16 protein-coding genes and 3 tRNA genes are annotated in these 14,668 nt (G+C 27.7%); 17 read left to right on the top strand and 2 right to left on the bottom strand.

Annotation, left to right across the window (positions count from 1 at the left end; all coding sequences use genetic code 11):
- Positions 1-36: 36 nt before the first annotated feature.
- The 13 genes from RATSFB_RS04040 (at position 37) to RATSFB_RS03980 (ending at position 9,458) form a co-directional block, all read left to right on the top strand.
- The gene (locus RATSFB_RS04040) at positions 37-942 is read left to right on the top strand and encodes an RluA family pseudouridine synthase (RefSeq protein WP_014094773.1); all 906 of its coding nucleotides are present in this window, start codon (positions 37-39) and stop codon (positions 940-942) included.
- 169 nt (positions 943-1,111) lie between these two features.
- A complete protein-coding gene (locus tag RATSFB_RS04035) occupies positions 1,112-1,570 on the top strand; it encodes a cell division protein SepF (RefSeq protein WP_014094772.1) in 459 nt (152 codons plus the stop codon).
- A 93-nt stretch (positions 1,571-1,663) separates the two neighbouring features.
- Positions 1,664-2,824, top strand: a complete 1,161-nt coding sequence (locus RATSFB_RS04030; protein WP_014094771.1) for an iron-containing alcohol dehydrogenase — start codon at positions 1,664-1,666, stop codon at positions 2,822-2,824.
- Positions 2,825-2,960: 136 nt separating this feature from the next.
- Positions 2,961-4,022, top strand: coding sequence for a S1C family serine protease (locus tag RATSFB_RS04025; protein ID WP_014094770.1), 1,062 nt, complete (start codon positions 2,961-2,963; stop codon positions 4,020-4,022).
- 86 nt (positions 4,023-4,108) lie between these two features.
- On the top strand, positions 4,109-4,516 hold the full coding sequence (locus tag RATSFB_RS04020) for a hypothetical protein (protein ID WP_014094769.1): 408 nt from the start codon (positions 4,109-4,111) through the stop codon (positions 4,514-4,516).
- 99 nt (positions 4,517-4,615) lie between these two features.
- The gene (hslO, locus tag RATSFB_RS04015) at positions 4,616-5,479 is read left to right on the top strand and encodes an Hsp33 family molecular chaperone HslO (protein ID WP_014094768.1); all 864 of its coding nucleotides are present in this window, start codon (positions 4,616-4,618) and stop codon (positions 5,477-5,479) included.
- A 71-nt stretch (positions 5,480-5,550) separates the two neighbouring features.
- Positions 5,551-5,627: transfer RNA gene (locus tag RATSFB_RS04010), tRNA-Asp, on the top strand.
- A gap of 20 nt (positions 5,628-5,647) precedes the next feature.
- Positions 5,648-5,723 (top strand) — tRNA-Phe (locus RATSFB_RS04005).
- Between the two features lie 67 nt (positions 5,724-5,790).
- Positions 5,791-5,865, top strand: a tRNA-Cys gene (locus RATSFB_RS04000).
- 136 nt (positions 5,866-6,001) lie between these two features.
- Entirely contained in the window at positions 6,002-6,919 is a 918-nt protein-coding gene (locus RATSFB_RS03995; RefSeq protein WP_014094767.1) for a hypothetical protein, read from the top strand.
- A 61-nt stretch (positions 6,920-6,980) separates the two neighbouring features.
- Positions 6,981-7,877, top strand: coding sequence for a hypothetical protein (locus RATSFB_RS03990; protein WP_014094766.1), 897 nt, complete (start codon positions 6,981-6,983; stop codon positions 7,875-7,877).
- A 169-nt stretch (positions 7,878-8,046) separates the two neighbouring features.
- A complete protein-coding gene (locus RATSFB_RS03985; protein WP_014094765.1) occupies positions 8,047-8,367 on the top strand; it encodes an ArsR/SmtB family transcription factor in 321 nt (106 codons plus the stop codon).
- Between the two features lie 80 nt (positions 8,368-8,447).
- Positions 8,448-9,458 (top strand): permease, encoded by a 1,011-nt coding sequence (locus RATSFB_RS03980; protein ID WP_014094764.1) that lies wholly within the window; start codon positions 8,448-8,450, stop codon positions 9,456-9,458.
- 36 nt (positions 9,459-9,494) lie between these two features.
- On the opposite strand, the gene RATSFB_RS03975 is transcribed toward RATSFB_RS03980, so the two are convergent.
- Both RATSFB_RS03975 and RATSFB_RS03970 read right to left on the bottom strand, forming a co-directional pair.
- Positions 9,495-10,211: a polysaccharide deacetylase family protein gene (locus RATSFB_RS03975; protein WP_014094763.1), complete on the bottom strand. Its 717-nt coding sequence runs from the start codon at positions 10,209-10,211 to the stop codon at positions 9,495-9,497.
- A gap of 111 nt (positions 10,212-10,322) precedes the next feature.
- Complete coding sequence (locus RATSFB_RS03970) at positions 10,323-11,456, bottom strand: glycosyltransferase family 4 protein (RefSeq protein WP_014094762.1); 1,134 nt, start codon at positions 11,454-11,456, stop codon at positions 10,323-10,325.
- 101 nt (positions 11,457-11,557) lie between these two features.
- On the opposite strand from RATSFB_RS03970, the gene RATSFB_RS03965 reads away from it, so the two are divergent.
- From RATSFB_RS03965 to RATSFB_RS03950, 4 genes are all read left to right on the top strand, one after another.
- A complete protein-coding gene (locus tag RATSFB_RS03965; RefSeq protein ID WP_014094761.1) occupies positions 11,558-12,523 on the top strand; it encodes a glycosyltransferase family 2 protein in 966 nt (321 codons plus the stop codon).
- A gap of 49 nt (positions 12,524-12,572) precedes the next feature.
- The gene (locus tag RATSFB_RS03960; RefSeq protein WP_014094760.1) at positions 12,573-13,421 is read left to right on the top strand and encodes a bifunctional 5,10-methylenetetrahydrofolate dehydrogenase/5,10-methenyltetrahydrofolate cyclohydrolase; all 849 of its coding nucleotides are present in this window, start codon (positions 12,573-12,575) and stop codon (positions 13,419-13,421) included.
- Between the two features lie 115 nt (positions 13,422-13,536).
- Positions 13,537-14,103: a hypothetical protein gene (locus RATSFB_RS03955; RefSeq protein ID WP_014094759.1), complete on the top strand. Its 567-nt coding sequence runs from the start codon at positions 13,537-13,539 to the stop codon at positions 14,101-14,103.
- A gap of 64 nt (positions 14,104-14,167) precedes the next feature.
- Positions 14,168-14,620 (top strand): metallophosphoesterase family protein, encoded by a 453-nt coding sequence (locus tag RATSFB_RS03950; RefSeq protein WP_014094758.1) that lies wholly within the window; start codon positions 14,168-14,170, stop codon positions 14,618-14,620.
- Positions 14,621-14,668: the final 48 nt, after the last annotated feature.

Raw genomic sequence — 14,668 nt, 5'->3', positions numbered from 1 at the left:
GCTTTTTTGTTTTTATATAATTATGGGAAGGGCTTTATGGAAAAAATTATTGTTAATAATGAAAAGAATTTAAGTGAGAGAATTGATAAATTTGTTTTAGAGTATTTTGGTGATGTTTATACTAGAAGTTTTGTCCAGAAACTTATTAATGATGAAAAAATATTTGTTAATGGGAAAAGTGTTAAAGCTAGTTATAAGACGAGAATGGGTGATGAAATTTCAATTTTAGATTTTGAGATTAAACGCCTTGAAGTTCTTGAACAAAATATAGTACTTGATGTTGTTTATGAAGATAGTGATATAATCATTATAAATAAGCCGAAGGGAATGATTGTACATCCAGCACAAAATGTTTATAAAGATACACTTGTTAATGCTCTTATGTATCATTGTAAAGATTTATCTTCTATAAATGGTGTTGAGCGTCCAGGGATAATACATAGAATTGATAAAGATACTTCTGGACTTATTGTTGTGGCTAAAAATGATTTTGCACATAAATTTTTGGGTGAGCAGTTTAAAGTTCATTCAATTAAACGTGAATATGTGGCATTGGTTCATGGAATTATTAAAAAATCTAAAGGATTAATTGAAACAAATATTGGGAGGAATCCGAAAGATAGAATTAAGATGGGGGTTGTACAAAAGGGTAAAGAGGCAATAACCGAGTATAAAGTTTTGAGAAGATATAGAAGATGTACTCTCATTAAGTGTAAATTATATACTGGAAGAACTCATCAAATTCGTGTTCATATGAGCCATATAGGTTTTCCTTTGGTGGGAGATCCTTTGTATGGACTTAAGAAAGATAATATTTATAAAGAAGGTCAATTGCTTCATGCAAGAATTATTGGTTTTGTTCATCCTAAGACAAAGAAATATATTGAATTTAAATCAAATCTTCCGGAACATTTTAAAAATGTAATTGAGAACCTGAGCTAAAGAAAAACCAATATTCCCATAATATCTCAGGAATCACAGAAATCACCTTCAAAAAATGTTATTGTTTAATTCAAAATATATTTCACTGGAATGGATAACAATAGATTAAGAACTATAGTAAGTTAGTTTTGTATAGTGTAGTTAGGTATGTGATTAAGGAGGGGTATTTATGGGATTGAAAAATGCTGCTGATAAAGTTTGGGGGTTTTTTGGTCTTAAAGATGGTGAATTTGAATTCGATGGAGATGTGGAATCTGATAATGATACAAAAAGTAATGACTATGGTAAAGTTACGAATCTTAAATCTATAATTAAGAAAGGAGGAGGTGACGGATTTTATAGTGATACAAAAATGAAAATTATTAAACCTGTTGTTTACAGTGATGTTTTAGGAATATGTGAAGATTTGAAAGAAAGAAAAATTGTTTTGATTAACACAACTGCTTTAGATAGTAAAATATCTTATAGGATGTTAGATTTTTTATGTGGGGCAAGTTATGTTTTGAATGCTGAGCTTCAGGAAATTGAAAAAGGAATATATGTTTTTGTTCCGTTTAACATAGAGTTAACTTCTAAAAATGAGGAAAATAAAGATACTAAAAAATCCATCCTAGAATGGAATAAATAGTACATATTTAGAAAGCAGATTGATTTAATCAATCTGTTTTTTTATTTTAGTATGAGGTATAATTATTTACAAGTATTAAAAAGAGGTGATTAGATGAATTTTGAATTTTATAATCCAACCAAGGTTTATTTTGGAAAAGGGAAGATAGAAGTTTTAAAAAAAGAAATCATGGAAGGAACTAAGGTATTATTAACTTATGGATTTTCAAGTATAAAGAAGAATGGTTTATATGATGAAATTATATCTATGCTTAAGAAATTAAATTGTGAAATATATGAATTGAGTGGTATTGAACCAAATCCAAAACTATCCAGTGTGAAAAGTGGAATTAAGATATGTAAAGATAAAAATATTGAATTAATTTTAGCCGTAGGAGGTGGAAGTGTAATTGATGCATCTAAGGCTATTTCTATTGGAGCAAAGAGTGATGCAGATGTGTGGGATTTAATAATCAAGAGAGAAACTCCTACTGATAGGATACCTTTGGGGGCTATTTTGACGTTGTCTGCAACAGGTACAGAGATGAATCCTAATAGTGTTATTACAAATGATGAGAATAATCAAAAAGTAGGATTTGCACATAGACCGTTTACTTTTCCGGTTTTTTCGATATTAGATCCAACATATACGATTAGTGTCCCACGTAATCAAACAGTAAATGGTATTGTTGATACTATATCGCATTTATTGGAACAATACTTTAATGCTGGAGAAAATGGAGAACTTGTTGATAGATTTTGTGAATCTTCTATTAGATACATGATGGAAATAGCACCTAAATTATTAAATGATTTAAATAATTATGAGTTAAGAGAAGCAATGATGTATACTTCGTTTGTAGGATTGAATGGAACTTTATCTGTTGCAGGTGGTGATTGGGCTACTCATGAGATTGAACATTCTGTTAGTGGTATATTTGATATTCCTCACGGGGTTGGACTTGCTATAATTACTCCGAATTGGATGGAATATGTTGCAACTAAAAAGCCAGATAAGATTATTAAATTAGGTAAAAAACTATTTGATTTTGAACAAGGTGGACTTAGAGATATTGAATTTTGTCATAAGGTTGCAAATAAGTTTAAAGAATTTTTCAAAAGCATTGGTATACAAACATCTTTGAAAGAATGTGGCATTACAGAAGATAGTTTAGAAATTTTAGTAGAAAATACATTTCCAATTAATGATAAAATAGGAGAATATGTTGAATTAGTTCGTGACGATGTTAGAGAAATATTAAAGAAGAGTATGTAAAAAGTTTATTTAATCATCTTATTAAAACAATATTTTAAAATTATTTTAAACATATATATTTTTTTATTAGTTTTAGTTAATACTTAATTATTATAATAATTTTTTAACTTTTAAAATAAAAAGAGGTGTAGCAGATTTGAAAAAGAGAAGTGTTGTATCAGTTATTTATGTAGCGTTGTTATTAATTGTATCTTTAAGTTTATTTAGTTTTGGTACAAGCGTATATAGTAAACTTCAAAACCAAAATGATGCTAAAGTTTCAGCAGATCAATCTAGCTTAGAAGAAAAAATGATACCTAAACATAATAGTATTGCAGATATAATAGAGGCATTAAGTCCAGGAGTTGTAACAGTAAGTGTTAATTCTATTGTAGATTCTTATAATACGACTAATCAAGTTAGTGGTATAGGAAGTGGATTTTTTATAACTCCTACTAGAATTTTAACAAATCAACATGTTGTACTTAACGCTTCAACTGTTAACATAATACTTTACAATGGACAGAGGCTTGATGCAAAAGTAATAAACACGGATGTTACTAATGATATTGCTCTTTTAGAAGTTACGACACCAGGATTTGCAAGTCCAACAGTTCTTCAATTTGGATCTTCAGATAATATAAGAGTTGGTGAATGGGTAATTGCTATAGGAAGTCCACTTGATTTATCATTTAGTGGAAGTTCAACAGTTGGTATTATAAGTGGGTTATCAAGGAAAGTTGAGACAAAAAATGGTATTTCAACATTTATACAGACAGATGCTGCAATAAACCCTGGAAATAGTGGAGGCCCTTTACTTAATCTAAGAGGTGAGGTAATCGGTATTAATACTGCAAAAATTTCAGTTGATGGTGTTGAAGGAATTGGTTTGTCAATTCCTATAAGTATTGCAAAGCTTAAACTTGAAGAATTAAGCACACCAGTTATAACTTTAGGATTATCTGGGGTTAATATAACTGATCAATTACCATTTAAAGTTGGTGTTTCATCTGGAATATTTGTTGTTGAAGTAGAAAGGGGATCTTTATCAGATAGACTTGGAATAATGCCAGGAGATAGCGTTGTTGAATTTAACGGAACAAAAATATTTTCTATTGATCAAATAAATGAACTTAAGAAAACTATACAAGACACATTGAATGTTTTGGTGGTAAGAAATAATAAGCAAATAAGGCTTCAATTGAAAATAAATGAATAAATTCATATAAAAACTCAAAAAATAGAATCATCTAACTCTTAGTTTGGATGGTTCTTATTTTTTCAAAAAATGTGAGGAGATTACATATGAATAAGTTAATTAAAAATATTTTATTATCGGTAGCATTATTTGCAGGATTAACAACATCATTTATGTCTTGTGGAGGTAATCAGCAAAATAATGTTACCCAAAATTCTAATACAACTAAAACTGATAGAGAAACAGGTAATAGAAAGCCACAAGTTAACATGGGAAATGAAAATCAAAGTAGTGAGAGTGTTTACAAAGATGGTGAGATTGTGACTTTAGCAGAAGGAACTAAACTTAAATATAATGCAAATGGTAATCATGAAATATTGGAAAAGGGAGAAGGAACTGTAATTATATTTAAAACAGTTACTCAAGAAGATCTTCAAAAGTTAGATCCAAATGCAAAGGCCATGGTTGAAAGACAAATGTCATCTGATCCAAATGGATTTGCACTAATTTATTAAACATCTGTTTATATGCAGATGTTTTTTTGTTGCGGTTATTGAAAAAATTTTTTCAGCTTGTAGAATATAAGGTGATTAATATTAAGATGAGGTATTTTTATGAAGGATAAAATTATTAAAGCTGTTGCTAAAAATGATACTGTGAGAATAATTGCAACTACGTCTACAAATTTATTAAATAAAATCCGAAAATTACATAAATTAAATGAGCTTACAATGATAGCGTTCGGAAAATTGATGACCGCATCTGCTATGATTTCATCAACAAATAAAACGGAGTCAGATAGTATTATGATAAGATTTGATGGAGATGGATTTTTGAAGAATATGACAACAATTACACGAGGAGATGGAACCTTAAAGGGATATATTTCAGATCCAGATGCATTTTGTGAAAGTTTAAAAGTGAGCGATTTGATTGGAAATGGATTTTTGGTTGTAACAAAAGATTTTGGACTTAAAAATCCATATACAAGCAAGGTACCATTGTACAAATCAGATATTTGCAATGATTTGGCGTATTATTATACTTTATCTGAGCAGACACCCACGGCAATTTCTGTTGAAATAGATTTTGACAATGGAGGATGTGTTAAAAATTCAATAGGATTAATGGTTCAAATGTTGCCTGGAGCTGATGAGATGCTCGCAGATATAATATCATATAGGTTTCAAGATATGGGAAAAATGTTGGAACATCTTCAGAATGGAAAGACAATTTACGATATTTTAAATTTTATGTTTGATGATATGGGACTTAAAATTCTAGACGAAAGTTTATTTGAGTATAAATGCGATTGTTCCGTTGAAAAAGTTGAGAAGGCATTGATAAGTTTGGGTAAGGTGGAACTCAAAAATATAATCGATGAAGGCAGGGAAGAAACTATAATTTGTGATTATTGCAAAAGTAAATATACGTTTAATCAAAATAATTTGAAAAATTTATATAATAAAATGAAATAAATAATTGACAAATAAACAAAATGAGCATATAATTAATAAAGTAAACAGTAAATAAATGTTTGCGAGTAATTGGCCCAGTAGCTCAGTTGGTTAGAGTGCCGGCCTGTCACGCCGGAGGTCGAGGGTTCGAGCCCCTTCTGGGTCGCCAAATTACTAAAAAATCATTGTGGCTGGATAGCTCAGTTGGTAGAGCAGAGGACTGAAAATCCTCGTGTCGCTGGTTCGATTCCTGCTCTAGCCACCATATCTTTTCAAATGGTGTTTACATTAATTTCTAAATTTTACGATACGACACGACATAATTAAGATACGGCACCATAGCCAAGTGGTAAGGCAGAGGTCTGCAAAACCTTTATTCGCGAGTTCGAATCCCGCTGGTGCCTCCACATTTAGCTAAAAAGATACAGTAAGTGTTTTACTTACTGTATCTTTTTGTTTTAGAAATAAATTTATTTCGAAATTCTATTCAAATAATTATTTGATTGTGTTATATTTTAATCATTACAATATTTAGGAGGTATTATGAAAAGTAAATTTTTAAGTTTTGTTATTGCGGGTTCATTATCATTGGCGTGTTTGAGTTATATATCACCTATTAAAACTCAGGCAATTTCATTAACGCAAATTAATATACCAGAATTATCAACTTCATCATCTGATGAAACTTTTGAAGCTTTTCTAGAGAAGGTGGGGAATTTAAATATTGATTTATTAAAAGATAAATTTAGTAAGGAAACTTATGATAAAATTTATCAAAAAATTTCTGATAAATATAAATCACAAAATAAGTCTTACTCAGAAGATGAATTGAAATTAAGATCTAATATATATGCTTCGTACATATTTGATTTATATAATGATGAAAGCAATATAGATGAGGCTGTAAAATATTTAGGATTATCAATTAATGATATGATGGAAATATTGACAAGCTTAGAGTTGAATTTATCTCCATTTGATTTAGAATTATTTAAATTTAAATTTACTTCATTGTTAACTGATCCAACAAAATTATCTGGAGAAGATAGTGAAATTTATTCTTTGATTGAGCAAGAGTTTGTAAATGAATTCAAAGATTTTAAACCAGATGATATGAGAGGTAGTATAAATTTATTTTGGGCAATGAGCAGAATAAATTTATCTAAGTTTGTGTTAGAAGATAGGGTTAAGATGTTGAAAAATATCCCTATAGATTTTGAATCTTTTCAAGATCTTAAGGCTTTAACAATTTCTGGAATAAGTGATGAAATCATAAATGAGCTTTATGATGTTGTACTCCTAAGAAATGCAGATGAAGATGGGAAGAAGTTTTGGGTTGATTTATTGCAAAAATTTATAAATCAAGGTAAAAGTTTTAAAGATTCCATTAATGATATAGTTAATAGATTAAGAGAGTCAGAAGAGTATAAGACTTTAATGGGTAAAAATTTGTTTAACTAACAGAAGGGACTGCATTTTGTAGTCCTTTCTTATTTTATGTGATTAAATTTGGGGTGAAAATATGAGAAAAAAAGTTTCGAATATTATTGTGAGTGTTTCACTATGTTTATCATCATTTTTTAGTTTTAATTTTATTAATGTGAATGCAAATGAAATGATGGTATCAGAAAGTAATCAGGAATCTACAAGTTTTGATGATTTTTTAGCCAAAGTAGAGAAGATAGATATAAATTATTTAGACGAAGAATCTAAAAATAGTTATAATGAAAGTTTTAAAAAAATATCTGAGATTTATAAGCAAAAGAATAAGTTTTATTCAGAAAAGGAGTTGCATATTAGGACAAAAATATACTGGGCATTTATTAAGGGAATGTATTATGGCGATAAGAATATGATAGAGGGATTAAAATATTTAGAATTAACACCAATTGAAATTACGAACGTTTTGACAACTGCAAATCCTAAATTGATTGGTGCGGATGCAGAATTATTTAAATTATCTTTAAGTGTATTAATAACTGATCAGTCAAGATTAAATGCTGAAGAAAAGATAATTTATGATAAGATCGATAGATATATAAGAAATAAATTTAAAGATCTTACTGAAGATAAAATTAGAGAAGCTGTAAATTTAATTTGGGCAATAAATCAAATAGATCTTTCAAATTGTAGTTTAGAAGATAAAATTAATGTGTTAAATGCAATTTCTCTTAATTTAGATTCTTTTCAAGACATTAAATTTTTGACCCTTAGAGGATCAAATGACGAAATTATATCTGACATCTATAAGATGGTTCTTTTAAGGGATGCAGATGAGGACGGTAAAAAATATTGGGAATCTGAATTTGAGGGATTAAAAAAGGAAGGTAAAAGTTCTGAAGAATCAATAAATGAAATAATCAACAAAATGAAGTCAGATATTGAATATAAAAATTTAGTTAGTAAGTTTAAAGCTTAATTTTAAGATATGTTAATTTTAAATATTGAGAAATAGGAGCGATTATATTTTAATTTTTATCTAAGTGCTCCTATTTATTTTTGGAGATTTCACGAAATATATTGACAAATTTAAATATATGGATATAATAAAATGGTAGTCTAAAGGAATGAATGTGAGATGATGTTATATGGAAATCTTGTATAGTGATGTTGTTAAAGTATTTAAAGCTCTTTGTGATGAAAATCGTTTAAAAATTTTGGAACAGCTTAGAGTAGGGGAAAAATGTGCTTGTGACTTATTAGATTATTTATGTGTTACTCAATCAACTCTTTCACATCATATGAAGTTACTTTGTGATGCTGATATTGTTAGAGCTCGTAAAGATGGAAAGTGGGTTTATTATTCTATTAATCTTGATGGGGTAGAGCGTGCAAAGAAATTGTTAGATCAGCAGTTAAATATTAATAGAATTAATGAAGATAATATTAATTGTTTTAATGATAAATAATTCATCTGAAAAGATGATTTTTATTTTGCATAATATTTCGATACTTTTGAATGTATCAATTTGAATGGAGGATTTAATTTATGAATTTAAATTCTATTTGGGGATTTATTCAAGATCAGTTACTTGGGATGAGATGGTTAAATGATTTTATAGGAAATGCTATATCTTTTTTAGGAATAAATATTCATTCAGCAATTGGAGGTAGTATTCAGTTTTTTATTTATGATATGTTTAAGATCTCTATTTTACTATGTTTTCTGGTCTTTATAATTTCATATATTCAAAGTTATTTTCCACAAGAGCGGAGTAAAAAAATTCTTGGACGTTTTCGTGGCATTGGAGCTAATATTGTTTCAGCACTTTTAGGAACTGTGACACCATTTTGCTCATGCTCATCTATTCCATTGTTCATTGGGTTTACTAGTTCTGGACTACCATTAGGAGTAACTTTTTCATTTCTTATTTCATCGCCAATGGTTGATTTGGCAAGTTTGGTTTTATTAATAAGTGTTTTTGGAACTAAAATTGCTGTTTTATATGTGTTTATCGGACTTGTTATAGCTGTAGTTGGAGGTAGTATTATTGATAAAATGAACATGGAAAAATATGTAGAAAAATTTATAGATAATAAAAAGAGAGTATCTATTGAATCTTACACTCTTACAGTGAGAAATAGATTGGTGTTCGCTAAGAATCAAGTGATTGAAACCTTTAGAAAAGTTTTTATATATATTTTAATTGGTGTTGTTATTGGTGCAATTATACACAATTGGGTTCCTGAAACTTGGGTTCAGACTATTCTTGGAAATAATAATCCTTTTGGCGTAGTTCTTGCAACTTTAATAGGTGTTCCGATGTACGCAGATATTTTTGGAATGATACCTCTTGCAGAAGCTTTGCTTGCAAAAGGAGCACAGCTTGGGACAGTTATAAGTTTTATGATGGCAGTAACTACTTTAAGTTTACCTTCTCTTATAATGCTGAAAAAAGTTATAAAACCAAAATTATTAGGAATATTCGTTACAATTTGTATTATTGGAATTATAATCGTTGGTTATTTGTTTAATATGTTTCAATATTTAATGATATAAAAATAGCATAGCTAATTAGCTATGCTATTTTTTGATTTATTTTACATTATATAATTCTTTTGAGTTATCATCCAATGATTTAAATTCATATCCGAGCTCTACAAAATAATTTTTAATTCCTTCAAGAGCTTTTATTGTGTTATTATTATTCGAATTTGTGTGCATTAAGATAATTATGTTTGAATTATTTTTATAAAATTTTTCATATTGTCTTTTACATATATTTAAGAGTTCTTGAGGAGTTTTATGAGGATTTAAAGCATCCGTTGTGTCTATATGCCAATCGAATATTTTAAAATTATTGTTATGTAATTTATCTAGGAATACCTTATCCATCTTTAAATAAGAATTTTGAGATCCAAAGGGAAATCTAAGAATATTACTTTCAATGTTGTATTTTTCTTTAAGTAAATTCCTTAATTCTGAATTCTCTCTTATGAAACTTTCATGAGATTCGTAGCACTTATTTTTATTATGAGATATCGTATGAAGACCTATTGAATGATTTTTATCAATTATCTTTTTCATCGCTTCCGTGTTTTCCTTAACTAAATTTCCAACTACGAAAAATGTAGCAGGAAGATTTAGGCGTTCAAGTTCATCTAGTAATTTTGGAGTATTTCCTTTTGTTGGTCCATCGTCAAAGGTTAAGTAAACATATTTTTTTTGAGTTTCATCTATGGCTTTTGTCGGAATTGAACTTAGTATAACAAATATAGAAAATAGTATAAAAAATTTATTTATCAACTTCATTTAAAAAGCTCCTTTTAAATTTGTTTGAAAAATATTATTTCCAAGATAAATGAAAAATATTTAAACCCAAAAAGTAAAATGTTTAAGATCATTTTACTTTTTGTATATAAACTAGTTCATATTTTCGTGTAAACTCTTATAAATCTCTAAGGTTGAATAAGTACATTTTTCCCATGAAAAAAGCTTTGAACGTGTGTACGCATTTTCAGATAATTTATTTTTCAAATTATTATCGTTTGATAATTTACATAAAGATTCTGAAATTTCCAAAATGTCATAAGGGTTAACTTGATAAGAAGTGCTGTCAACAACTTCAGGTATAGAACTAACATTAGAGCTGATTATTGCTTTTTTACAGCTCATTGCTTCTAAAAGAGGTAATCCAAATCCTTCATATAAGGAGATGTATACAAAAAATTCTGATGCATTGTAGAATATTGGCAAATATTTTTCTTCAACAAACCCTGTGAATACAATGTAATCTGAAAGACCATTCTCATTGATCATTTTCAATAGTTTTCTAAATTCTTCCCGTATTTGACCAAGTAGTACAAGCTTTAAAGGTTTATTAAAATTTTTGTATGCCATTTTGAAAGCTGAGATCAAATTATATATATTTTTCCTTTTGCTGAAACCACCAATATACAAAATGAATTCATAATCAATATTAAATTTCTCTTTTAAAATATCTTTGCAGTATGAAGTGTTCAAAGGTTTAAAATTTTTACTAGTTGCAAGGGGGGTAACAAAAATTTTATTTGGATCAACGGAGAAAAATTTCATGATTTCTTGTTTTGAGTATTCTGAAACTGTTATTATTGCAGATGAATTTTCAACTATATAGGGCATTTGTTTCAAAAAGTTTTTTAAATAGGATTTACCAACTGTTTGAGGAAGAATGTAAGGAATTAAATCATGGATCGTTACTATGGATTTAAATTTCTTCGAAGAGATAAGTTCTTTATATCCAATTCCATTTTGCGGCATGTGAAAGAGGGATAAATTATTTTTTTGTAACAAATTTGGTATATAAATTTGCTCAAAATATGAGCTGTGTTTTCTTGAAATGAAATATATTTGGGAATTTGATTGTTTAAATTGAGTAGGATTATATCCACAATAAAGCAGATTATAAAAATTATCTTTATCTATTTTAAGTAAATGAGTTATTAGGTTTTTCGTATAGGTTCCTATTCCAGTGCCATGATATAAATGAGATCCCCTTATATCAATTGAAAAATTCATTTAGTTGCTCCTTTTTAATATTTAAAGTTAGTATATAAATATTTTATTGATAAATAATAATAATGTTCTATAATAATTCGTTGAAAAGGATGGTATAAAAGTTGGAAAATAATTTGGTTTCGATAATAATGCCTGTATACAATAATGAAAAATATTTAGCTGATGCAATCGAGAGTATTTTAAATCAAACTTATAAAAATATTGAATTATTAATTTTAGATGATGGATCTACAGATGCTTCTCTTTCAATTATTGAAAAGTATGCTATGGATAATAAGAACATTAGATTAATTTCTAGAGATAATAAAGGGGTTGCAAATTCAATTGATGAGTTGCTTGAATATGCAAAGGGTGATTACATAGCGAGAATGGATGGAGATGATCATTCATTTAAAGAACGTATTGAGGTTCAACTTAAATATTTGAAAGATAATGGTGATGTTGCATTAGTTGGATCTTTTATTGAAATTGAACTTACAGATTACCAAAATGGAGATGATATTAAATTTTGTGAAAGAATATTTAATTTTAAAATTGATGATAAGAATCCTTCAGTGAAATTTTTGAATGGTCACAAAATATGTCATGGAACTTTTATGTGTAGGTCAAGTATTTTTAATAAAATCAAGTATGATATTAGACTTAGATCTTCAGAAGATTTAGATTTTATATTTAATTTGATTAATAAAAATTTTAAAGTTGGAATCATAGATAAGAAACTTTATTTAAATAGGGTTAATTCGGAATTTGTTCATAAACAAAAACATTTAAATGAAAAATACACTGAGGAGATTATAAAATCTAAAGTTAAATTTTTACAATCTTATATAAGGAATAGAGAAGTTTGTATAATCGGTAAAAGTAAATATTCAAATGCTGTACACAAAATTTTAAAAAACAATGATATTAGAGTAAGAGATTTGAGTATTGAGGAATATAGTAACGACAAGTCTGCAGATTTAACAAAAAATTATATCTTCATATTGGATAAATACAATTATGAAAATATTATAGATAGCTTGATCATACAAGGAAAGAAAGAGTTAGAGGATTTTATATTTATTTAATATTGAGTTTGAAAAAATATTTTTATATGATTATTAAGAGGTGATATTCATGAAAGATTATTCTTATAAGATTCTTAATTGTAAGGAATATAGAGATTTAAAAGAAGTAGGTATAGCAAAATATATATTGGAAAATTCTTTGAAGTTAAGATTGGTTATTATACAAGTTGGTGATGATTTCGCAAGTAATTCTTACATTAATAATAAGCTAAAAGCATGTGAAAGATGTAGAATTGAATCAGAACTAATAAAATTAGATGAAAAAGTGAGTCAGGATGAATTGCTAAAAATTATACATAGACTAAATGAAAGTGATAATGTGACGGGAATAATTGTTCAATTTCCATTACCAGCTCATATTGATTCACAAGTTATAAATGATTCTATATTGTATACAAAAGATGTAGATGGATTTTCAATTATAAACAAAGGAAAGTTATACAGCAATAAAGATTGTTTAATTCCATGTACAGCTCAAGGGGTTATAGAAATATTAAAGCATAATGATTTAGATATAGATGGAAAAAATGTAGCTATAATTAATAGAAGTGACTTAGTAGGCAAACCATTAATGCATTTATTTCTTCAAAATAATGCAACGGTTACAGTTTGTCATTCACATACAAATAATTTGAAAGAGATATGTTTAAAATCAGATATTATAGTTATTGGTATAGGGCAACCAAACTTTTTAAAGAGTGATTTTATTAAAGAAGATGCAGTTATCTTAGATGTTGGTATAAATTTTTTAGATGATAAATTATGTGGCGATGTTGACTTTTTTGATTGTATAGAGAAATGCTCAAAAATAACAACAGTTCCAGGGGGAGTTGGGTTGCTGACAGTAACTAATTTGTTGAGCAATGTTGTAAAAGCTCACTCAATACAAGCAAATTAAAAATATTCACTGAAACAGTTAAATAAATGTAAATATTTATTATTATATTTGAAAAATCCTTAAGATGATTATATAATTAACATATAATTATGGAAAAAAATGGGACAAAAGGGGAATGGCTTTGGAAAAGTTATATAGCATTAAAGAATTATCACAAAAATTTAATGTTTCAGAGAAAAGTATTTATGAAGAATTAAGAAAGACAAAAGAATTAAATGAGAGTATTATTTATAAGAGTAAGAAAACATACTTAGACGAGTCAGGATTACAAATTTTAACTGAAATAATGTGTAAAGAAATTGAATCGGAAGAACAGGTTGTTGAAGATGAACCTAAGATTGAACAGATAGAGATGGTTACTGACTCTTCTGAGAATAATAGTGAAACTTTACATATTAATGGAGGACATTCGTTAGATAAAAAAAATCCAGATGAGTCAATAAGTCTTCTTACTGCACAAATTAAGGAAAAGGACAATCAAATTAAAAAGTTAATGTCTATAATTGAAAACAGTCAATCTCTTATGGAAAAAGATAGAGAACAATTGTTACAAGAAACGATGTACTATAAAACTTTAGAAATGCTTGAAGAAAGAGCATCAAAATTTGATGAGAATATTCCTTATTTAAGAAGTAAGTTAGATGCGAAGAAGAATTCAAAAAAATGGTGGAAGAAAAATTAATATTGATATGAAAAAACTCCTTATAAATATATGAAGGGGTTTTTCGTTTTAAGGAGGATATCTATTGTTAAAAAATATTGGAGTTATTTCGGATACTCACGGATTAATAAGAACAGAAGTATATGAATTTTTTAAAGATTGCGATCTTATTATACATGCAGGAGATATAGTGAAAGAAAGCACCATATATGAACTAGAATCCATATGTAAAGTTGAAGCTATTAGTGGAAATAATGATTTTATGTTAAATCAAAATATATATCCAGATTATAAAAAATTAAATTTGAATGGGAGTCTTAGTATATATGTCATACATGATTTGACTTATATGAATGAGGAATATACAAATTATGATATTGTGATACATGGACATACTCATAAACCATCAGAAGAATATATTAATGACACATTAATTTTAAATCCAGGAAGTTTTGGACCAAGAAGATTTTCTCTACCTATAAGCTTAGCAGTAGTGAACATTGAGAGTAAACCTCAAGTTAAATTTTTTAATATATAAAAAAAGGTCATATATCAAATAATTTACATGATATATGGCCTTTTTGTT

This window comes from Candidatus Arthromitus sp. SFB-rat-Yit (assembly GCF_000283555.1).
Lineage (GTDB): Bacteria > Bacillota > Clostridia > Clostridiales > Clostridiaceae > Dwaynesavagella.
Note: the sequence above shows the minus strand (reverse complement) of the source record. Positions and strands in the feature narration are given on the sequence as shown.

Coding starts and splice junctions, on each gene's coding strand:
- RATSFB_RS04040 (WP_014094773.1), top strand. CDS start 37: ATGGAAAAAATTATTGTTAATAATGAAAAGAATTTAAGTGAGAGAATT.
- RATSFB_RS04035 (WP_014094772.1), top strand. CDS start 1,112: ATGGGATTGAAAAATGCTGCTGATAAAGTTTGGGGGTTTTTTGGTCTT.
- RATSFB_RS04030 (WP_014094771.1), top strand. CDS start 1,664: ATGAATTTTGAATTTTATAATCCAACCAAGGTTTATTTTGGAAAAGGG.
- RATSFB_RS04020 (WP_014094769.1), top strand. CDS start 4,109: ATGAATAAGTTAATTAAAAATATTTTATTATCGGTAGCATTATTTGCA.
- hslO (WP_014094768.1), top strand. CDS start 4,616: ATGAAGGATAAAATTATTAAAGCTGTTGCTAAAAATGATACTGTGAGA.
- RATSFB_RS03995 (WP_014094767.1), top strand. CDS start 6,002: ATGAAAAGTAAATTTTTAAGTTTTGTTATTGCGGGTTCATTATCATTG.
- RATSFB_RS03990 (WP_014094766.1), top strand. CDS start 6,981: ATGAGAAAAAAAGTTTCGAATATTATTGTGAGTGTTTCACTATGTTTA.
- RATSFB_RS03985 (WP_014094765.1), top strand. CDS start 8,047: ATGGAAATCTTGTATAGTGATGTTGTTAAAGTATTTAAAGCTCTTTGT.
- RATSFB_RS03980 (WP_014094764.1), top strand. CDS start 8,448: ATGAATTTAAATTCTATTTGGGGATTTATTCAAGATCAGTTACTTGGG.
- RATSFB_RS03975 (WP_014094763.1), bottom strand. CDS start 10,211: ATGAAGTTGATAAATAAATTTTTTATACTATTTTCTATATTTGTTATA.
- RATSFB_RS03970 (WP_014094762.1), bottom strand. CDS start 11,456: ATGAATTTTTCAATTGATATAAGGGGATCTCATTTATATCATGGCACT.
- RATSFB_RS03960 (WP_014094760.1), top strand. CDS start 12,573: ATGAAAGATTATTCTTATAAGATTCTTAATTGTAAGGAATATAGAGAT.
- RATSFB_RS03955 (WP_014094759.1), top strand. CDS start 13,537: ATGGCTTTGGAAAAGTTATATAGCATTAAAGAATTATCACAAAAATTT.